Source organism: Streptomyces sp. 15-116A (genome assembly GCF_025290915.1).
In the GTDB taxonomy this organism is placed as follows: Bacteria; Actinomycetota; Actinomycetes; order Streptomycetales; family Streptomycetaceae; genus Streptomyces.
Genome location: NZ_JAOCQE010000061.1, coordinates 1 through 18,454 on the forward strand (window position 1 = coordinate 1; position 18,454 = coordinate 18,454).

20 protein-coding genes and 1 tRNA gene are annotated in these 18,454 nt (G+C 70.8%); 13 read left to right on the forward strand and 8 right to left on the reverse strand.

What is annotated here, in order from left to right:
* Positions 1-232: 232 nt before the first annotated feature.
* Positions 233-306: transfer RNA gene (locus tag N4P33_RS13365), tRNA-Ala, on the forward strand.
* A 66-nt stretch (positions 307-372) separates the two neighbouring features.
* Here N4P33_RS13365 and N4P33_RS13370 read toward each other — a convergent pair.
* Positions 373-870, reverse strand: a complete 498-nt coding sequence (locus tag N4P33_RS13370; protein ID WP_260826616.1) for a GNAT family N-acetyltransferase — start codon at positions 868-870, stop codon at positions 373-375.
* 69 nt (positions 871-939) lie between these two features.
* On the opposite strand from N4P33_RS13370, the gene N4P33_RS13375 reads away from it, so the two are divergent.
* A complete protein-coding gene (locus tag N4P33_RS13375; RefSeq protein WP_260826618.1) occupies positions 940-1,743 on the forward strand; it encodes an exodeoxyribonuclease III in 804 nt (267 codons plus the stop codon).
* 35 nt (positions 1,744-1,778) lie between these two features.
* On the opposite strand, the gene N4P33_RS13380 is transcribed toward N4P33_RS13375, so the two are convergent.
* On the reverse strand, positions 1,779-2,402 hold the full coding sequence (locus N4P33_RS13380) for a MerR family transcriptional regulator (RefSeq protein WP_260826649.1): 624 nt from the start codon (positions 2,400-2,402) through the stop codon (positions 1,779-1,781).
* A 177-nt stretch (positions 2,403-2,579) separates the two neighbouring features.
* Between N4P33_RS13380 and N4P33_RS13385 the strand changes: the two genes are divergently transcribed.
* The 4 genes from N4P33_RS13385 to N4P33_RS13400 all read left to right on the forward strand — a co-directional run bounded on the left by N4P33_RS13385 (position 2,580) and on the right by N4P33_RS13400 (position 6,217).
* A complete protein-coding gene (locus N4P33_RS13385; RefSeq protein WP_260826620.1) occupies positions 2,580-4,106 on the forward strand; it encodes an NAD(P)/FAD-dependent oxidoreductase in 1,527 nt (508 codons plus the stop codon).
* Entirely contained in the window at positions 4,103-5,047 is a 945-nt protein-coding gene (locus N4P33_RS13390; RefSeq protein WP_260826621.1) for an alpha/beta fold hydrolase, read from the forward strand. Before N4P33_RS13385 ends, N4P33_RS13390 begins: the two co-directional genes overlap by 4 nt.
* Positions 5,044-5,934: an SDR family oxidoreductase gene (locus tag N4P33_RS13395; protein ID WP_260826623.1), complete on the forward strand. Its 891-nt coding sequence runs from the start codon at positions 5,044-5,046 to the stop codon at positions 5,932-5,934. Before N4P33_RS13390 ends, N4P33_RS13395 begins: the two co-directional genes overlap by 4 nt.
* Before the next feature lie 76 nt (positions 5,935-6,010).
* Complete coding sequence (locus N4P33_RS13400; protein ID WP_260826624.1) at positions 6,011-6,217, forward strand: hypothetical protein; 207 nt, start codon at positions 6,011-6,013, stop codon at positions 6,215-6,217.
* Between the two features lie 105 nt (positions 6,218-6,322).
* Here the strand turns inward: N4P33_RS13400 and N4P33_RS13405 are convergent, their stop codons facing one another.
* A complete protein-coding gene (locus tag N4P33_RS13405; RefSeq protein WP_260826625.1) occupies positions 6,323-9,574 on the reverse strand; it encodes a S41 family peptidase in 3,252 nt (1,083 codons plus the stop codon).
* Between the two features lie 175 nt (positions 9,575-9,749).
* On the opposite strand from N4P33_RS13405, the gene N4P33_RS13410 reads away from it, so the two are divergent.
* Both N4P33_RS13410 and N4P33_RS13415 read left to right on the forward strand, forming a co-directional pair.
* Positions 9,750-10,349, forward strand: a complete 600-nt coding sequence (locus tag N4P33_RS13410) for a TetR/AcrR family transcriptional regulator (RefSeq protein ID WP_260826626.1) — start codon at positions 9,750-9,752, stop codon at positions 10,347-10,349.
* Between the two features lie 105 nt (positions 10,350-10,454).
* Positions 10,455-12,692, forward strand: a complete 2,238-nt coding sequence (locus N4P33_RS13415; RefSeq protein ID WP_260826628.1) for an MMPL family transporter — start codon at positions 10,455-10,457, stop codon at positions 12,690-12,692.
* An 88-nt stretch (positions 12,693-12,780) separates the two neighbouring features.
* Here N4P33_RS13415 and N4P33_RS13420 read toward each other — a convergent pair whose 3' ends face one another.
* Genes N4P33_RS13420 through N4P33_RS13430 form a run of 3 tightly spaced genes read right to left on the reverse strand, consistent with a single transcriptional unit; the run spans position 12,781 to position 13,782 of the window.
* Positions 12,781-13,047, reverse strand: coding sequence for a type II toxin-antitoxin system RelE/ParE family toxin (locus N4P33_RS13420; RefSeq protein WP_260826629.1), 267 nt, complete (start codon positions 13,045-13,047; stop codon positions 12,781-12,783).
* Complete coding sequence (locus N4P33_RS13425) at positions 13,040-13,306, reverse strand: type II toxin-antitoxin system Phd/YefM family antitoxin (RefSeq protein ID WP_260826630.1); 267 nt, start codon at positions 13,304-13,306, stop codon at positions 13,040-13,042. The genes N4P33_RS13420 and N4P33_RS13425 overlap by 8 nt, the downstream gene beginning before the upstream one ends.
* A gap of 14 nt (positions 13,307-13,320) precedes the next feature.
* Positions 13,321-13,782 carry an ATP-binding protein gene (locus N4P33_RS13430; protein WP_399029382.1) on the reverse strand — a complete coding sequence of 154 codons (462 nt, stop codon included), beginning with the start codon at positions 13,780-13,782 and terminating at the stop codon, positions 13,321-13,323.
* A gap of 129 nt (positions 13,783-13,911) precedes the next feature.
* Between N4P33_RS13430 and N4P33_RS13435 the strand changes: the two genes are divergently transcribed.
* From N4P33_RS13435 to N4P33_RS13455, 5 genes are all read left to right on the forward strand, one after another.
* Positions 13,912-14,757 (forward strand): helix-turn-helix transcriptional regulator, encoded by an 846-nt coding sequence (locus tag N4P33_RS13435; RefSeq protein ID WP_260826633.1) that lies wholly within the window; start codon positions 13,912-13,914, stop codon positions 14,755-14,757.
* Positions 14,754-14,939 carry a DUF397 domain-containing protein gene (locus N4P33_RS13440; RefSeq protein ID WP_260826634.1) on the forward strand — a complete coding sequence of 62 codons (186 nt, stop codon included), beginning with the start codon at positions 14,754-14,756 and terminating at the stop codon, positions 14,937-14,939. The genes N4P33_RS13435 and N4P33_RS13440 overlap by 4 nt, the downstream gene beginning before the upstream one ends.
* 72 nt (positions 14,940-15,011) lie before the next feature.
* Complete coding sequence (locus N4P33_RS13445) at positions 15,012-15,515, forward strand: YbaK/EbsC family protein (RefSeq protein ID WP_260826635.1); 504 nt, start codon at positions 15,012-15,014, stop codon at positions 15,513-15,515.
* A complete protein-coding gene (locus N4P33_RS13450) occupies positions 15,512-16,357 on the forward strand; it encodes an EamA family transporter (protein ID WP_260826636.1) in 846 nt (281 codons plus the stop codon). The genes N4P33_RS13445 and N4P33_RS13450 overlap by 4 nt, the downstream gene beginning before the upstream one ends.
* Before the next feature lie 92 nt (positions 16,358-16,449).
* Positions 16,450-16,725 carry a DUF1876 domain-containing protein gene (locus N4P33_RS13455; RefSeq protein ID WP_260826637.1) on the forward strand — a complete coding sequence of 92 codons (276 nt, stop codon included), beginning with the start codon at positions 16,450-16,452 and terminating at the stop codon, positions 16,723-16,725.
* Between the two features lie 3 nt (positions 16,726-16,728).
* Here the strand turns inward: N4P33_RS13455 and N4P33_RS13460 are convergent, their stop codons facing one another.
* Both N4P33_RS13460 and N4P33_RS13465 read right to left on the reverse strand, forming a co-directional pair.
* Positions 16,729-17,895, reverse strand: a complete 1,167-nt coding sequence (locus N4P33_RS13460; RefSeq protein ID WP_260826650.1) for a serine hydrolase domain-containing protein — start codon at positions 17,893-17,895, stop codon at positions 16,729-16,731.
* A gap of 90 nt (positions 17,896-17,985) precedes the next feature.
* Positions 17,986-18,432: an organic hydroperoxide resistance protein gene (locus tag N4P33_RS13465; RefSeq protein WP_260826638.1), complete on the reverse strand. Its 447-nt coding sequence runs from the start codon at positions 18,430-18,432 to the stop codon at positions 17,986-17,988.
* Between the last annotated feature and the right edge of the window lie 22 nt (positions 18,433-18,454).

The window sequence follows — 18,454 nt, forward strand, 5'->3', positions numbered from 1 at the left end:
ACCGGCCGGACGACGACGGCACCCGCGGTGACGACGACGCCCGCAGCGACGTCCGCCGCGCCGCCTCGGCCCGCCGCGCCCGGGAACGCGGCCGCACCCCGCTCTTCGACCAGTACGAGGACGGGGAGCACCGGCGGGCCGCCAACGAGTAGCCGAAACCCGCAGGTCGGCCCCCGCCGACAACGGATTTTTGAGCACCCCGACGGGGATGCTAGAGTTTCACTCGTTGCAAGGGCCTGTGGCGCAGTCCGGTAGCGCACCTCGTTCGCATCGAGGGGGCCAGGGGTTCAAATCCCCTCAGGTCCACCGCAGCTGAAAGCCCCCGCCGAGAAATCGGCGGGGGCTTCTTCGTGTTGGTCGCGTGGTGGCGTTCTACGGCCTGGGCTTGGGCTGCTGGAGCGGCTTGGCGTAGCAGCGGCTTTCCTTGTGGAAGCGGTAGTAGCCGAAGGGCTCGCAGGGTTCGTAGCCGCTGGAGGTGTAGAGGGCGATGGCTTCCGGCTGCTTGGTGCCGGTTTCCAGGACCATGCGGAGGCGGCCGGCCGCGCGGGCGTCGTCCTCCAGGGCCGCCAGGATGCGGCGGGCCAGGCCGCGGCCGCGCATCTGCTCGATGACGTACATGCGCTTCAGCTCGGCGTCGCCGTCGCGGTTGCCCTCGTCGTTGGCGTCCTGTGCGCGCCAGCCGCCGGAGGCCACGGGGGTGCCGTGCTCGTCGTAGGCGAGCAGGTAGATGCCGTTGGGGGGCCTGAAGTCCGCGGGGTCCATGGGGGTGGCGTCGCCGCCGTCGCCGTAACGGACGTGGTACTCGGCCTGGACCTCGTCGTTCAGTTTGACGGCGTCGGGGTGGTCGTAGGGGACCCGGCGGATATTCATGCTGAGTACCGTATATCAATCCATGAGGTGGGGGCAGGGGCCTGTCCAGTGTGCCGGTATCGTGCCGGGGTGTTCACTGTGACCTCCGTCAATGTCAATGGGCTGCGGGCCGCCGCCAAGAAGGGTTTCGTGGAGTGGCTGGCCGGGACCTCCGCCGATGTGCTGTGCCTGCAGGAGGTGCGCGCCGAGCCGGAGCAGCTGCCCGAGGCGGTGCGGGCGCCCGAGGGGTGGTACGTCGCGCACGCGCCGGCCGCCGCCAAGGGGCGGGCCGGGGTGTCGCTCTACAGTCGGCGTGAGCCGGACCGGGTGCGGGTCGGGTTCGGGTCGGCCGAGTTCGACGGCAGTGGCCGGTATGTGGAGATGGATCTGCCGGGCCTCACCGTCGCCTCGCTGTATCTGCCCTCCGGTGAGGTCGGGACCGAGCGGCAGGACGAGAAGGTGCGGTTCATGGGGGAGTTCCTCGCCCATCTCAAGGGGCTGCGCGAGCGGGCCGCCGCCGAGGGGCGCGAGGTGCTCGTCTGCGGGGACTGGAACATCGCCCATGAGAAGGCCGACCTCAAGAACTGGCGGGGCAACACGAAGAATTCCGGGTTCCTGCCGGAGGAGCGAGAGTGGCTGTCCCGGGTGTTCGATCCGGCCGACGGCGGTTACGTCGATGTCGTGCGGGCGCTGCATCCCGATGTGGAGGGGCCGTACACCTGGTGGTCGTACCGGGGGCGGGCCTTCGACAACGACACCGGCTGGCGGATCGACTACCAGGTGGCCACCCCGGGTCTCGCCGAGCGCGCCGTCAAGGCGTACGTCGAGCGGGCCGCCACGCACGCCGAGCGCTGGTCGGACCACGCGCCGGTGGCCGTCGTCTACGACCGGTAGGCGTCATGCCGGGGCACCGTCCGGTTCTCCGGCAATCAGTCCCGCTGCTTGCGCAGCCGGCGGTCCAGGGCCAGGGAGAGTTCCGCGTCGACCACGCTGCGGGCCAGGGGGCGCAGGCGGTGCAGGGCCTCCTCGGGGGCGTGACGGAGGATCAGGGTGGCGAACAGGTCGGCGAGGGCGTCGGCGTGGGTGCGGACCTCCTTGCCGGTGCGCAGGACCTCCGCGAGCGGGATGCCCTCACGGACCAGTGCGGTGGAGACGTCCAGCAGACGGCGGCTGATGTGGACGATCTCCTCGCCGTCGGTGCCGAGATAGCCGAGGTCCATCGCCGCGGCCAGGTTCTCCGGGGTGTCCTGGCCGGCGAAGCGGTCGGCCAGCTCCTCGGGGGTGAGGCGCACCGGCGTCTCGTCGGTCGGGGGCTCCATGCCGAGGAGTTCGCCGACGTCCCGGCCGTGGTCGAAGGCCTCGGCGAGTTCCGCGATGCCGTTCAGGGTGTGACCGCGCTCCAGGAGAGCGGTGATCGTGCGCAGCCGGGCCAGGTGGTGGTCGTCGTACCAGGCGATACGGCCCTCGCGGCGCGGTGGCGGGATCAGCTTGCGTTCGCGGTAGAAGCGCAGTGTCCGCACGCTGATGCCGGCCAGTCGCGCCAGCTCCTCCATGCGGTACTCACGCCGTTCGCCGGATCCCTCGGTGTCCTGTGCCACGTCAGCAGCCTAGGGCGTACCGGCGGTAACTTTCCTCGCGTACCCCCTACCCATGAGTATGTCCCTGCTCTACCCTCCCCATTGCGCCAGTGTTCACTGGCAGGGTTCTGAGCGATGCGTGGAGGCTTCGGGATGGCCGAGCACGAACACGAGCATGTACGGGTCGCGGTGATCGGGTCCGGGTTCGGCGGACTGGGCGCCGCCGTCCGGCTGCGGCGCGAGGGGATCACCGACTTCGTCGTCCTGGAACGGGCGAGCAGCGTCGGCGGGACGTGGCGGGACAACAGCTATCCCGGGTGCGCCTGTGACGTGCCCTCGCATCTGTACTCGTTCTCCTTCGCGCCCAACCCCGACTGGCCCCGCTCCTTCTCCGGGCAGGAGCACATCCGCGCCTACCTGGAGCACGTCACCGACACCTTCGGACTGCGCCCCCACATCCGCTTCGACTCGGAGGTGAAGCGGATGGCGTGGGACACCGAGCGGCTGCGGTGGGAGATCGAGACCAGCAGCGGGAGCCTCAGCGCAGATGTCGTTGTCTCCGCGACCGGGCCGCTGTCCGATCCCAAGGTGCCGGACATCCCGGGGCTCGACACCTTCCCCGGCAAGGTGTTCCACTCAGCCCGCTGGGACCACGACTACGACCTGTGCGGCAAGCGGGTCGCCATGGTCGGCACGGGGGCCTCGGCCATCCAGATCGTGCCGTCCATCCAGCCGAAGGTCTCCCGGCTGACCCTCTTCCAGCGCACCCCCGCCTGGGTCCTGCCGCGCGTCGACCGGCCCATCAGCGGCGCCGAGCGCGCCCTGCACCGGGCGATGCCCTTCACCACCCAGCTGCGCCGCGGACTGCTATGGGGCGTACGGGAGTTGCAGGTCCAGGCGTTCACCAAGCACCCCAACGAGCTGGGCTTCGTGGAGAAGCTGGCCAAGCGCAACATGGCCCGCGCCATCAAGGACCCGGCGCTGCGCGCCAAGCTCACGCCCGACTACCGCATCGGCTGCAAGCGGATCCTGCTGTCCAGCACCTACTATCCGGCGCTCGCGCAGCCCAATGTGGACGTGGTGGCGAGTGGGCTGAGTGAGGTGCGCGGGTCGACCGTCGTCGCCGCCGACGGCACCGAGGCCGAGGTCGACGCGATCGTCTTCGGCACCGGGTTCCACGTCACCGACATGCCCATTGCCGAGCGGGTCGTCGGCGCCGAGGGCAAGACCCTCGCCGAGACCTGGGCGGGCGGCATGCAGGCGCTGCGCGGCGCCTCCGCCGCCGGATTCCCCAACTGGATGACGATCATCGGGCCCAACACCGGCCTCGGGAACTCCTCCATGATCCTGATGATCGAGTCCCAGCTGAACTACATGGCCGACTACCTGCGTCAGCTCGACGTCCTCGGCGGCCGGGCCGCCCTCGACGCCCGCCCGAGCGCCGTACGCGCCTGGAACCACCGCGTCCAGGAGCGCATGAAGCGCACGGTGTGGAACACCGGCGGCTGCACCAGCTGGTACCTCGACGAGAACGGGCGCAACACCACCATCTGGCCCGGGACGACCAGTGAGTTCCGGCGGGCGACCCGGCGGGTGGACCTCGCCGAGTACGCCGTCCTGCGCGAGCCCGCGGCGAAGCGGACCGTCGTCCCGCAGGAGAACGCGGAGGTGACCGCGTGAGCCGGCTGACCCACGTCACCTCGGGTCCGTACGCCCCGCCGCCCGCCGCCCGTGAGCTCACCGCCGTCTCCGCCGACGGCTCCCGGCTGCACGTCGAGGTGCACGGCCCCGACGACGCGCCCGCCGTCGTCCTCGCCCACGGCTGGACCTGCTCGACCGCCTTCTGGGCCGCGCAGATCCGCGAACTGGCCGCCGACCACCGGGTCATCGCCTACGACCAGCGCGGCCACGGCCGCAGCCCCGCGAGCCCCGCCTGCACCCGCGAGGCCCTCGCCGACGACCTGGAGGCGGTGCTCGGCGCCGCCCTCGCGCCGGGCGAACAGGCCGTGATCGCCGGGCACTCCATGGGCGGCATGGCGATCATGTCCGCCTCCGACCGGCCGACGTTCCGCGAGCACGCCGCGGCCGTCCTGCTGTGCAGCACGGGCGGTTCGCGGCTGGTCGCCGAGTCGACGGTGCTGCCGATGCGCCCCGGGCGGCTGCGCACCTGGCTGACCCGGCACGTCCTCGGCTCGCGCGCCCCGCTCGGACCGGTCACCGCCGTCTCCCGCCGCATCCTCAAGTACGGCACCATGGGCCCCGCTTCGGCCCCGCACATGGTCGACGCCTGCGCCCACATCGTGCACGCCTGCCCCACGCGCGTGCGGTACGCCTGGTCGCGGCTGTTCGAGCCGCTCGATCTCGACGATGCCGTACGGGAGTTGAGGGTGCCGACCGAGATCGTCGCCGGGACCGCGGACCGGCTCACCCCGCCCGTGCACGCGCGGGCGATCGCCGCCGCGCTGCCCGAGTGCCTCGGGCTCACCGAGCTGCCCGGGATCGGCCACATGACGCCGATCGAGGCGCCCGACCTGGTCACCGGGAAGATCCGAACCCTCGTCGCCGATCACATCACCGCCGTACCCGCCCCACCCGCCGTACCCGTCGAGGAGAGCGCATGAGCAGGGTCAGTCTCGAAGGACAGGTCGCCGTCGTCACCGGAGCGGCGCGCGGCGTCGGCGAGTTGCTCGCCCGCAAGCTCTCCGCGCGCGGGGTGAAGGTGGCACTGGTCGGGCTGGAGCCGGACGCGCTCAAGCAGGTCTCCGCGCGGCTGCACAGCGAGAGCGACCACTGGTACGCCGATGTCACCGACGCGGAGGCGATGGCGCGGGTGGCCGGCGAGGTCAAGGAGCGCTTCGGCAAGGTCGACATCGTGGTCGCCAACGCCGGTGTGGCGACCGGGGGTCCGTTCATCGACTCCGACCCGGTGGCCTGGCGGCGGGTCATCGAGGTCAACCTCATCGGATCGGCGGTCACCGCGCGGGCGTTCCTGCCCCTGCTGGTCGAATCCCGCGGCTATCTGCTGCAGATCGCCTCGCTCGCCGCGATCACCCCGGCGCCGATGATGACCGCGTACTGCGCCTCCAAGTCCGGTGTGGAGGCGTACGCGCACAGCCTGCGCGCGGAGGTCGGATACCGGGGCGTGAAGGTCGGCGTCGGGTATCTGTCGTGGACCGACACCGACATGGTGCGCGGAGCCGATCAGGACGCGGTCATGCGGGAGTTGCGGCAGCGGCTGCCGTGGCCGTCCAACAAGACGTATCCGCTGGGGCCGGCGGTGGACCGTATCGTCGCCGGGATCGAGCGGCGGTCGAGTCACGTGTACGGGCAGTGGTGGCTGCGCGGGATGCAGGGCGTGCGGGGCTATCTGCCCGCCCTCATCGGGACGGTGGGGCAGCGCGAGATGCGGCGGTTCGCGGGCCGGCTCGACGGCATGCGGATCGGTCTGGTCGGGGCGGGTGGCAACGCCGATGAGCAGCACAGGACATCGACTACGGTGCGTGAGTGATCGACATGCGCAGGGTCACCGCCCGTGTGAATCTGGTCGGGCCAGATCCCCTCACCCCCCACGGGAGTGAACCCACATGGGTATGAAGGACCAGTTCCAGGAGAAGACCGAGCAGTTCAAGGCGCAGGCCAAGCAGCGGGCGCAGCAGGGTCAGCAGGGCCGGCAGCAGGGTCAGCCGGGTCAGCCGGGCCGGGAGCAGCAGGACCGTCGTCGTCATGAGGACGAGATGGACCCGCAGCGCCGGGAGTCCGAGGAGCGGTTCGACCGTGACTACGACGTGTAAGGGTTGGCTTTAGCCGACGTGAGTGGGGCGCCCTCTGTTTGATGGGCGCCCCGCTTTCGTGTGGGGGTAAGGGGGCGTGTTGTTCGGGGGTAGGCCCAGCCCTTCTCAAGAGCGGGGCGGGAGTTTCGGCCGTGACCTGTCCGGGACGTGGGAGTAGTCCGGCGGTGTCGCCGGGGTGTTGGTGTCCAGGAGGTCCAGGGCCAGCCGTACCGCGTCGTCGAGTTGGGCGTAGCGGCCCTCTGCCCAGTCCAGGGGGGTGCGGAGGGCCTCCAGGTCGGGGGTGACGCCCTTGTTCTCCACGGACCAGCCGTACGCGTCGAACCAGGCCGCGTTCATCGGGACCGTGATCACCGTGCCGTCGCCGAGGCGGTGGCGGCCGGTCATGCCGACCACGCCGCCCCAGGTGCGCTGGCCGACCACCGGGCCCAGCTTGAGGAGTTTGAAGGCGGCCGTGATCATGTCGCCGTCGGAGCTGGTCGCCTCGTCCGCGAGGGCCACCACCGGGCCGCGCGGGGCGTTGGAGGTGTACGACACCGGCTGGGCGTCGCGGGTGAGGTCCCAGCCGAGGATGGTGCGGGTCAGCTTCTCGATGACCAGCTCGCTGATGTGGCCGCCCGCGTTGCCGCGTACGTCGACGATGAGGGCCGGGCGGGACACCTCCATGCGCAGGTCGCGGTTGAACTGCGCCCAGCCGGAGCCGCCCATGTCGGGGATGTGCAGATAGCCGCACCGGCCGCCGCTCAACTCGCGTACGACCTCGCGGCGTTTGGCCACCCAGTCCTGGTAGCGCAGGGGGCGTTCGTCGATGAGGGGGACGACGGCGACCCTGCGGGGCGGGCCCTCGGCGTCCCCGGCGGGTCGGAACGTCAGCTCCACCGTCGTACCGCCCGCGCCCGCGAGCAGCGGGTACGGGCCCGCCACCGGGTCGACCGGGCGGCCGTCGACGTGGGTGAGGACGGCGCCGTCGCGGATGCCGGTGCCGGCCAGGGGGCTGCGGGCCCGGGAGTCGGAGGAGTCGCCGGGCAGGATGCGCTTGACCGTCCAGCCTCCGTCGCGGTGCACGAAGTTGGCGCCGAGCAGGCCCTGGGGGCGGCGGTAGTGCGGGGGGCCCTCGTTGCGGCGGGCGGGGGTGACATAGGCGTGGGAGGTGCCGAGTTCGCCGAGGACCTCCCGCAGCAGGTCGGCGAACTCGTCGGGGGAGGCGACGCGTTCGACCAGCGGGCGGTACTGGGCGAGGACCGCCTCCCAGTCGATGCCGCACATGCCGGGGTCCCAGAAGTAGGCGCGGATCAGCCGGCCGGCCTCCTCGTACGCCCCGCGCCACTCGGCGGGCGGGTCGACCTCGTGCAGGATGCGCCTGAGGTCGATCCAGACCGTGGAGTCGCTGTCGCCCGCCTCGGTGGCGGGCACCGCGCGCAGATCGCCCTCGTCGGCCACGACCAGGCGGGTGCCGTCGCCGCTCACCGCGAACAAGTCCAGGTGCTGGACGAGTTCGGACTTCTTCGCCTTGGTGAGGGTGAAGTACTCCAGCGTCGGCCGGCCGCTGGTGTCGTCCGGGTTGGCGAAGGTCTCGCCGAGCGCGCCCGAGATGGGCCAGCGCAGCCACACCAGCCCGCCGCCCGCGACCGGGCGCAGCGCCGAGTACTTGGACGCGGCGACCGGGAACGGCGTGACCCTGCTCTCCAGCCCCTCGACCTCGACGGTCACCGCGCCGCTCTCCTCGCCCTCGTCGTTCGTCTCCACCGGGTCGAGTCCCCCGGCGGCCGGACGGCCCTCGGGGTTCAGCGCGAAGGGGGAGGGAGTCGCCGACGACAGCGGCACCAGGTACGGGCGGCAGCCCAGCGGGAAGGACAGGTCGCCTGTGTGCACGTCGTACACCGGGTCGAAGCCGCGCCAGGACAGGAAGGCGAGATAGCGGCCGTCCCGGGTGAAGACGGGGTTCTCGTCCTCGAAGCGGCCGTCGGTGACGTCGACGATCAACCGGTCCTTGATGCGGGCCAGTTTGATCTGCCGCAGCGAGCGGCCGATGCCGGGGTGCGACCAGGTGAGCCAGGTGCCGTCCGGGGAGAACGCCAGGTCCCGCACGGGGCCGTTGACGGATCGGATCAGCTCGGTGACCTCGCCGTCCCCTTCTTCGTCGGTGCCGACCAGCAACAGCCGCCCGTCGTGCGAGGCGACCGCCAGCCGTTCGCCCTCGGGGTCGCCCACCAGCTCCAGCACGCGGCCCAGCGCGCCGGAGGCCAGCCGCCGGGGAGCGCGCTGCCCGCTCGCCCTCGGCAGCGAGGCGATCTCGATGGCGTCCTCACCCTCGGCGTCCGTCACATACGCCACCTGCCCGCTCGCGCCGAGCATCTCCGGCAGCCGGACCCGTACGCCGGGGACGTCGACGAGGGTGCGGGCGGGGCCGTCGCGGTGGGTGAGCCAGTACAGGCTGCCGCGGACGACGACGGCGCTGGCCCGGCCGGTCTCGTCGACCGAGATGCCGTCCAGGTGCTGGGCCGCCGGCACCTGGTAGGGGCGCCGCCCGGCCCGGGGCCCGCTCAGCCGTACCTCCAGCTTGCGCGGCACTGAGTCGGGGGACAGGTCGTCGACGATCCACAGGTCGCCGGCGCACTGGTAGACGACGCGGCGGCCGTCGGTGGAGGCGGCGCGGGCGTAGAAGGCGTCGTGGTCGGTGTGCCGGCGCAGGTCGGAGCCGTCGTACGCGCAGGAGTAGAGGTTGCCGACGCCCTCGTGGTCGGAGAGGAAGGCGATCCGCCCGTCGACGAACATCGGGGACTCCAGATGCCCGTCGATGCCCTCCAGCAGCCGGTGCCCGTGCAGCCAGAGCCTGCCCATGGCGCCGCCCCGGTAGCGCTTCCAGGAGGCGGGTTCGTGCGGCGGGGTGCCGGTGAGCAGCAGGGTCTTGCGCTCGCCGTCGAGGTCGGCGACCTGGATGTCGGTGACCGGGCCCCAGGGCAGCTTGCGGCCGGGGCTGCCGTCGCAGGTGAGCTTGTAGGCCCCGGTGAAGTGGGAGAAGGGCTCGCCGTGGGAGGTGACGGCGAGGATCTCGGCATGGCCGTCGCCGTCGGGGGGTGCCCAGCCGCGGACGAGGGTGTCGGTGCTGCCCCAGTAGGTCAGCCGGCGGCCCGGACCGCCGTCCACCGGCACCACATGGACCTCGGGGTCGAGGCTGCGCCAGCTGGTGTAGGCGATGTGCCGGCCGTCGGGGGAGAAGCGGGGCGGGCCGAGCTTGGTGCGGTCGACGGTGAGCCGCCAGGCCCGGCCGTCGCCGTCGAGCGGGGCGAGCCAGAGGTCGTCCTCGGTCACGAAGCACAGCAGGTCGTCGTTGAGATGCGGCAGGCGCAGATAGCTCACCTCCCCATGCTTTTCCGGGCGGGGGAGGCGGGCAACTCGTGCTTGTACGTGACCCAGCCCACGTACGAAACGGTTTCGTTTCCTTAAGGGTGGGGGTACCTTTGTGGTGTACGAAACCGTGTCGTTCCCGAGAGGGGGGCGGCACGGCGAGGACCGGAGCTGAAAGGTGAGCGGGATGACAGACGTCGTGACACCGCGGCGCAGCCGGATCACCCCCGAGCGCGAGGCCGAGCTGTACGGGGCCGTGCTCGAACTGCTCCGGGAGGTCGGCTACGACGCCCTCACCATGGACGCCGTGGCCGCCCGCACCCGCTCCAGCAAGGCCACCCTCTACCGCCAGTGGGGCGGCAAGGCCGAGCTGGTGGTGAAGGCGATGCGCAGCCAGAAGCCGGGCGGCCTCGCGGACATCGACACCGGATCGCTGCGGGGCGACCTGCACGCGATCGTCGCCCGCGAGGACGACTGCGCCATGGAACAGAACGCCGCGCTGATGCGGGCCCTGGCCATGGCGGTGCACATGAACCCCGATCTGCGCCAGGCGTTCAAGGAACTGCTGGTCGAACCGGAGATGGAGGAGTTCCGGCGGATCATCCGGCGGGCGGTCGACCGGGGCGAGGTCCGCTCCGACAACCCGGCGCTGGACTACATGGTGCACATGCTCGTCGGCGCCTTCGCCACCCGGACGCTGATCGACGATCTGCCGCCCACCCGGGCGTTCCTCACCTCGTACATCGACGCCGTGGTCCTCCCCGCCCTCGGCGTCTCCCCGCACTGACCGTCCCCCAGTCAGCCACCCCACGCACCTGACGTCACCGCTCTCGTCGTCGGGCTGATCGACCCTGCCCAGAAGAACCCACGACCTGACCGGGAGTACGCCCTCGTGGCCACTTTCCTCTACCGACTCGGCCGGTTCGCCTTCAGGCGACGGCACTTCGTAGCCCTGTTCTGGGTGGCGCTGCTGACGCTCGCGGGCGTCGGCGCGGCCGGCGCTCCCGCCGCCGGCACCACCTCCTTCTCCATCCCCGGCACCGAGGCCCAGAAGGCCTTCGACCTGCTGGAGGAACGCTTCCCCGGAGCCAGCGCCGACGGGGCCACCGCACGCGTCGTCTTCAAGGCACCCGACGGCGAGAAGATGACGGACGCCGAGAACAAGGCGACCGTCACCGAGACCGTCAAGGAGCTCTCCACCGGCTCCGAGGTCGCCACCGTCACCAACCCCTACCAGGGCGGCGGCGTCAGCCGGGACGGCACCATCGCCTACGCCTCGGTCAGCTACAAGGTCTCCGGCATGGAGCTGGAGGACTCCTCCCGCGAGGCCCTGGAAGGCGCCGCCGAGGACGCCCGTGACGCCGGGCTGACCGTGGAGATCGGCGGCGACGCCCTCCAGGCCATGCCGCACACCGGCGCCGCCGAGATCATCGGCATAGGCATCGCCGCGGTCGTCCTGGTCATCACCTTCGGCTCGCTGCTCGCCGCCGGGCTGCCGCTGCTCACCGCGATCATCGGGGTCGGCATCGGCGTCGCGAGCATCACCGCGCTGGCCTCCACCCTCGACCTCGGGTCCACCACCTCGACCCTGGCGACGATGATCGGCCTCGCGGTCGGCATCGACTACGCGCTGTTCGTCGTCTCCCGCTACCGCGCGGAGCTGGCCGAGGGCCGCGAGCGCGAGGAGGCGGCGGGACGGGCCGTCGGCACGGCGGGTTCCGCCGTGGTCTTCGCCGGCCTCACCGTCGTCATCGCCCTGGTCGGCCTGTCCGTCGTCAACATCCCGATGCTGACGAAGATGGGCATCGCCGCGGCGGGCACCGTCGCCATCGCCGTCCTGATCGCCCTCACCATGATCCCGGCGCTGCTCGGCTACGCGGGCCGCAGGGTCCGCCCGGCGGGCCAGAAGAGCAAGCTGCTCGGCGGTGGCCGCGCCGCGAAGGACCCGGCGAAGCCTCAGCGCCCGAACATGGGCACCCGCTGGGCCAGCTTCGTCGTACGCCGCCCCGTGGCCGTGCTCCTGCTCGGCGTCCTCGGCCTCGGCGCCGCGGCGATCCCGGCGTCCTCCTTGGAACTGGGCCTGCCCGACGACGGCTCCCAGCCCACCTCCACCACACAGCGCCGCGCCTACGACCTGCTCTCCGAGGGCTTCGGCCCCGGCTTCAACGGCCCGCTGATGGTCGTCGTCGACGCGAAGGACAGCGACGACCCGCAGGCGGTCTTCGGGCAGACGGGCGAGGACATCAAGGGCCTCGACAACGTGGTGACGGTGACCCCGGCCCAGCCCAACAAGGCCGGCGACACGGCGACGATCACCGTCATCCCGGACGCCAAGCCGTCCTCGGTGACGACCGAGGAACTGGTGCACGACATCCGTGACGCGGGAGCGGACATCAAGACCGACTCCGACGCGGAGGTCCTGGTCACCGGTGCCACGGCGATGAACATCGACGTGTCGCAGAAGCTCAACGACGCGCTGGTGCCGTACCTGATCCTGGTCGTCGGCCTGGCCTTCCTCCTCCTGATCGTGGTCTTCCGCTCGATCCTCGTCCCGCTGAAGGCGGCCCTCGGCTTCCTGCTCTCCGTGCTGGCGGCGCTCGGCGCGGTGGTCGCGGTCTTCCAGTGGGGCTGGCTGTCCGGCCTGATGGGCGTGGAGGAGACCGGCCCGGTCATGTCGATGATGCCGATCTTCATGGTCGGCGTGGTCTTCGGACTCGCCATGGACTACGAGGTGTTCCTCGTGACCCGGATGCGCGAGGCCTACGTCCATGGCGAGAAGCCCAGCCAGGCCGTGGTGACCGGCTTCAAGTACGGCGCCCGGGTGGTGACGGCCGCGGCGGTCATCATGATCGCGGTGTTCTCCGGCTTCATCGGCTCCAGCGAGTCGATGGTCAAGATGATCGGCTTCGGCCTCGCGGTCGCCGTCCTCTTCGACGCGTTCATCGTCCGCATGGCCATCGTCCCGGCGGTCCTGGCCCTGCTCGGCAAGAAGGCCTGGTGGCTGCCGAGGTGGCTGGACCGGGTGCTGCCCAACGTGGACGTGGAGGGCGAGGGCCTGCGCACGGCGTCCGACGCGGGCCGGAACACCGACTCCGACCCGGACGAGGACCGGGAACTGGCCCGGGTGTGACACCCGGATAGCGAGACCAGCCGGTGAGGGCTCCGTGGGGACGGGGCGCCCTCACCGGCTTGCAGAGGGACTGCGATGGCTTCCCGCGTCATGTGTCGTAGACCGTGGAGCGATGCCCGACGTGAACGACCCAGACCACCAGTTCGCCGTTGTCGATCGTGTAGATGACGCGGTAATCGCCGACGCGGAGTCGCCGCCGGTCCGGCTGCGATACAAGCGCGGTGGTGTTGAAGCCGAGCGGGTCGGTCTCCAGTTCTGTGAGCTTGATCAGGATGCGGAGTGCCATGTCCCGGGGAATCTTGCGAAGCTCCGCGCGAGCCTCCGGCCGGAAGACGGTGCGGTACGACCTACTCACCGCGCTCCAGCGTCTCCCTCATGACGTCCTCGATCGGGATGCCGGCTGCCGGATTCGCCATGCGTTCGTCGATGATCCGGTTGATCTCGCGTTCTTCCCATTCCTGGTACTTGCGCAGGACATCGATGGACACCACGGCGGCCACCTGCTTGCCACGCCGCGTGATGACCGTAGGCGTGTCGTCGCGGTCGGCCCGCTCGACCACCTCGGCCAAGTGGGCACGCACGTCACGGATGGACTCTATGGGCATCTGAGTCATGCACCGAGAGTACATCATGTCTCATGTGTACACATGAGGCTGCGTACCTTTAGCTCGGCCCAGACGGTTTTGCGTGGGTATGGTCCTGGGGCCGTGCCCCAGCGTTTGGCGAGGGCGTCTACGAGCAGGAGGCCCCGGCCGGACTCGGTGTCGGGTGGGGCGGTGTGGTCGATCGCGGGCAGGCGGTCGCCCCGTGTGTCTGTGACCTCGATACGGAGGGTGCCGGCGACGACGTAGAGCGTCAGCCGGAAGTCACGTCCGGCCACACGGCCGTGCGTCGCCGCGTTGACGGCCAGCTCGGCGACGATCAGCTCCGCCGGGTCCAACGGGAGCCCCCAGCTGCGCAGTTGCTCCCTGGCGAGCAGCCGGGCCAGGCGGGCGCCGCGCGGCGTGGGTGACAGCAGCACGGTGAAGTTGCGGATGGTGTGGGTGAGTTCATTTTCAGGGGCACTCAAATCGCCGTTCACGTCACTCAGCGTGCAGTGTTCGGCTTCTCTGGGTGAGTGATCGCTCCTGTGCGTCGCGGGACTGTCCCGGCTTTGTCTCGTGCTGTCTCGGCTGTCCCGGGAGTTGGAACGGGTACGACTGCGCGGTGGAGGGTGGGCATGAACGAGGTCGCGGACGAGGCCGGTTGGGACGTCGAACCCGGGGACGAGATCGAGCCGTTGGTCCAGGCGGTGGGCCGCCTGCTGAAGGTGTGCCGCGAGGCGGCGGGGATGCGCTGCGCCGAGTTCGGGGAGGTCATGGGCTACGGCGAGGACATGATCCGCAAGATCGAGCGGGGGCAGCGGATTCCGAGGCCGGAGTTTTTGGATCGGGCGGATGATGTGTTGGGGGCGCAGGGGCACCTCAAGGCCTTCAAGCGGGACATGGAGAAGGCTCGCTATCCGAAGAAGGTCCGGGAACTGGCGGATCTGGAGGGGCGTGCGATCGAGCTGTTGATGTACGGCAACCACAACATGCACGGTCTGTTGCAGACCGAGGAGTACATGCGGGCGCTGCTCGCGACATGGCGTCCCGCGTACTCCTCCGACGAGTTCGAGCGAATGGTGGCGGGGCGCATGGCTCGGAAGTGCATCTTCAGCCGGTCTCCAGCACCGGAACTCAGCTTCGTGCAAGAAGAGGTGACGCTGCGGCGGCCCATCGGGGGCACAATGGTGTTGCGTCGACAGCTCGAACACCTGTTGGAGGTGGCCCGGTTGCCGTTCGTGGAGCTTCAGGTGATGCCTACATCCCGGGCGAACCATCCGGGTACGGGGGGACAGATTCAGGTACTGAAGTTCGGCGACGGCACCGCAGTGGGGCGTACCGACGGTGACTTCGGCGGCCGTCCTGTCTCTAATCCGAGGCAGCTCCGGCTTCTTGACCTGCGGTATGGCATCATCCGGGCTCAGGCGCTCACGCCAGAGGAGTCTCTGGCCTTCATCGAGCAAGTACTGGGAGAACTATGAGCACCCCGGAACTCCACTGGTTCAAGAGCAGCTACAGCGACAGCAGTAACGGCAACGACTGCGTCGAAGTGGCCAGCACCCCCGCCACCATCCACATCCGCGACTCCAAGCGCCCCGACTCCTCACACCTCACCGTCGCTCGCACCACGTGGGCCGACTTCCTCCCGTACGTCACGAAGTGACCGCGGGCGGACCGACGTGTGCCTGGTAAACGAGGTCGCTTGTAACGTACATGCGCCGCTACCGTGCCCTTCATGAGCGTGAGCAATGGCAGCACCGACGTCCATCCCCGTTTCGCCGAGGCGCTCGAGGCGCTGGGCCTCGGGGACGTGATTCCGCTGGTCCGCCGGTTCCCCGACGCGACCCGTACCGCCGCCGAGGCAGCAGCCGCGATCGGGTGTGAGCTGAGCCAGATCTGCAAGTCACTGATCTTCGCGGCGGACGGCGTACCCGTTCTCGTTCTCATGGACGGGGCCTCGCGCGTCGATGTCGAGCGGGTCCGGCAGGAGCTCGGCGCCAAGAAGGTCACCCGGGCCAAGGCCGACGTCGTACGCGAGACCACGGGGTACGCCATCGGCGGCGTACCTCCCTTCGGTCACCGCACAACCACCCGCGTCATCGCCGACCGTTCCCTCCTCGACCACGAGACCGTCTGGGCCGCGGCCGGTACCCCCTACGCTGTCTTTCCCATGGACCCCAAGTCCCTGATCGCCCACGCGGGCGGCACCCTGGTGGATGTGCGCGAGCGCTCCTCGTGACCCCGCTGGTCACAGCGGCCGTCCTCCTCGCCGCCGTCACCCACGCCGGCTGGAACGCCCTCGCGCACCGCATCACCGACAAGCTCGCCGGGTTCGCGCTGATCTCCGGCGGCGGTCTGCTCATCGGGCTGGCCCTGACGCCGTTCGTGCCGTTCCCGGCGGGCGGCGCCTGGCCGTATCTGTTCGGCTCGGCCGCCATCCATATCGGGTACTACGCGCTGCTGATGCGGTCCTTCGAACTGGGCGACTTCGGTCAGGCCTATCCCATCGCCCGGGGCAGCGCGCCCCTGGTCGTCGCGGTGCTCGCCGCCGTGTTCGCGCACGAGGTGCCCGACGGCTGGGCCGCCGCCGGGATCGTCGTCTCCTGCGCGGGCCTGAGCGGCGTCGCCCTGTGGGGGATGCGCGGGCACCGGCCCCACTGGGCCGCGATCGGCGCGGCCCTGGCGACCGGGCTCACCATCGCCGCGTACACCGTCGTCGATGGACTGGGCGTGCGCGCCTCCGGGTCCTCCCTCGGCTATATCGCCTGGCTGATGACCGTCCAGGGCACGATCATCCCGGCGTACGTGCTGTGGCGCCGGCGTGGCGGAGCCGTGGACCTGCTCCGGCCTCACGCCCGCCTCGGGCTCCTCGGCGCCGTCCTCTCCGTCGCGGCGTACGCCCTCGTGCTGTGGGCCCAGACCCGTGCCGCCCTCGCGCCGATCGCTGCGCTGCGCGAGTCGTCGATCATCGTCGGAGCCGCGATCGGGGCGCTGTTCTTCAAGGAGCGGTTCGGTGCTCCGCGGATCGCGGCGGCCGGGCTGCTGGTCGTCGGGATCGGGCTGATACTGCACGCCGGATGACGCGGCCAGAATGTCCTTTTTGCCGTGCACGGCGGGTGCGGGGTCCCGGGGGTGGGGGCACCCTGGAAGTAGGTCTTCCGGAGGTGATCGTCATGATGCACACCGCTGTGGGATGGCATGTCGAGCTGGAGTTCATGGAGGACGACACGCACACGCGCGCGGTCGCGATGGTGCGCTTGCCCGACGGCACCGAGGTCCGGGCACACGGACACGCGACGCGGCACCACACGGACGCGAATCAGCCCAGGGTCGGGGAGGAGGTCGCCGGGGCCCGGGCATTGAACGAACTGGCGATGCAGTTGCTCACCAAGGCGCACGACGAGATCGACCAGGCGTCGGGGCGGATCTCCCACCCGATCCACGTCTGACACTCAGCGGCTGCCGAGCGCGCCCCGCACCGCCCGCACCAGCGCCTGCGCCCGCGGATCCGCCGTCACCGTTTTGCGGAAGCCGTTGGTGACATAGCCGAAGGCGATGCCCGACTCCGGGTCGGCGAAGCCGAGGGAGCCGCCGCGGCCCGGGTGGCCGAAGGAGCCCGGGGCGAGGAACGGCGAGGCGCTGCCGTGCAGCATGTAGCCGAGGCCGAAGCGGGTGCCGACGATCAGGACCCGGTCCGGGCCTGCCGACTCCTCGGCGCGGGCGAGGTCGACGGTGGTCGCGTCGAGGAGGCGTACGCCGTCGACCGGCCCGATCAGCGACGCGTAGAAGCGGGCCAGTCCGTCCGCCGTCGCGATGCCGTTGGCAGCGGGCAGGGCGGCCGCGCGGAACGCCGGGTCGTTCTGGTCGGGGAACGGGGTGATCGCGGCGAAGGCCCGGCGGGTGAGGGAGCCCGGGTCGTCGTAGGCGTCGGTCACCGAGCGCTTCGGACGGGCGCGGAGCACCCCGGCGGGTTCCGGGCCGTCCACGCGGCCGACCCGTCCGACCCGGTGGGTCTGCGCGTCCGGCAGCCCGACCCACAGGTCCAGGCCCAGCGGGGCGACGATCTCGTCCGCGATCCACTCGCCGGAGCCCCGGCCGCCCGTCACGCGCCGGACCAGTTCGTCGACCAGCCAGCCGTAGGTGAGCGCGTGATAGCCGTGGTCCGTGCCCGGCTCCCACACGGGTGCCTGGGCGGCGACCGCCTCGGCGGCGCGCTGGGGGTCGGCGGCCTCCTCGGGGGTCAGTGGGCGGTCGAGCACCGGCAGCCCGGCCCGGTGGTTCAGGACGTGCCGGACCAGCACCTTCTCCTTGCCCTGCGCCTTGAACTCGGGCCAGTAGTGGCCGACCGGCGCGTCCAGGTCCAGTTCGCCGCGCTGGTGCAGCATGAGCAGGACGGCGGCGGCGACGCCCTTGGTCGCCGAGCGCACCACCTGGGCGGTGTCCCGCCGCCACGGCTCGCTGCCGTCGACGTCCTTCGCCCCGGCCCACAGATCGACGACCCTGACCCCGTCCCGGTACACGGCGACCGCCGCGCCCCGCTCGCCGAGCGCCTGGAAGTTCCGTACGAACGCCTCCCGAACGGGTTCAAAACCCTCGGCCACTGTGCCGTGCACGTCCACCACGTCCGTAGGCCCCTTCCGATGCGATCCGACAGCCGCCTGTGACAGTGGGTACAACGGCCCCCGTTCGCCTGCGATTCCTGGGTCGCGCTAGCCCAGCACAATCGTTACGTCGATGTTGCCGCGCGTGGCGTTGGAGTACGGGCACACCTCGTGGGCCGCGTCCACGAGCTTCGCGGCGAGGTCCGCGTCGAGCACCGGCAGGGAGACGCTCAGGGCGACCGCGAGGCCGTAGCCGCGCTGCTTGTTGGGGCCGATGCCGACCTTCGCGGCGACCGTCGAGCCGGTGAGGTCGTAGCCGGCGCGGTTGCCGACCAGGATCAGGGCGTTGTGGAAGCAGGAGCTGAAGCCCGCAGCGAAGAGCTGTTCCGGGTTGGTGCCGTTGCCGTCGCCGCCCAGCTCGGGCGGCATCGCGACCTTCAGGTCGAGCTGTCCGTCCTGGCTGGTGACATAGCCGTCCCGGCCGCCGTGCGCGGTGGCCTCGGCGACATACATGATCTTCGTCGGGCGGGTGTCGGTGGCGGTGCCGTCCGTCATGGCTGGCCTTCCCCGGGTCAAG

Excerpts from the sequence above, each read along its gene's own strand:
- N4P33_RS13435 (WP_260826633.1), top strand. The coding sequence starts at position 13,912 with ATGAACGAGGTCGCGGACGAGGCCGGTTGGGACGTCGAACCCGGGGAC.
- N4P33_RS13455 (WP_260826637.1), top strand. The coding sequence starts at position 16,450 with ATGATGCACACCGCTGTGGGATGGCATGTCGAGCTGGAGTTCATGGAG.
- N4P33_RS13385 (WP_260826620.1), top strand. The coding sequence starts at position 2,580 with ATGGCCGAGCACGAACACGAGCATGTACGGGTCGCGGTGATCGGGTCC.
- N4P33_RS13380 (WP_260826649.1), bottom strand. The coding sequence starts at position 2,402 with ATGGAGGAGCTGGCGCGACTGGCCGGCATCAGCGTGCGGACACTGCGC.
- N4P33_RS13395 (WP_260826623.1), top strand. The coding sequence starts at position 5,044 with ATGAGCAGGGTCAGTCTCGAAGGACAGGTCGCCGTCGTCACCGGAGCG.
- N4P33_RS13410 (WP_260826626.1), top strand. The coding sequence starts at position 9,750 with ATGACAGACGTCGTGACACCGCGGCGCAGCCGGATCACCCCCGAGCGC.
- N4P33_RS13440 (WP_260826634.1), top strand. The coding sequence starts at position 14,754 with ATGAGCACCCCGGAACTCCACTGGTTCAAGAGCAGCTACAGCGACAGC.
- N4P33_RS13425 (WP_260826630.1), bottom strand. The coding sequence starts at position 13,306 with ATGACTCAGATGCCCATAGAGTCCATCCGTGACGTGCGTGCCCACTTG.
- N4P33_RS13370 (WP_260826616.1), bottom strand. The coding sequence starts at position 870 with ATGAATATCCGCCGGGTCCCCTACGACCACCCCGACGCCGTCAAACTG.
- N4P33_RS13400 (WP_260826624.1), top strand. The coding sequence starts at position 6,011 with ATGGGTATGAAGGACCAGTTCCAGGAGAAGACCGAGCAGTTCAAGGCG.
- N4P33_RS13445 (WP_260826635.1), top strand. The coding sequence starts at position 15,012 with ATGAGCGTGAGCAATGGCAGCACCGACGTCCATCCCCGTTTCGCCGAG.
- N4P33_RS13465 (WP_260826638.1), bottom strand. The coding sequence starts at position 18,432 with ATGACGGACGGCACCGCCACCGACACCCGCCCGACGAAGATCATGTAT.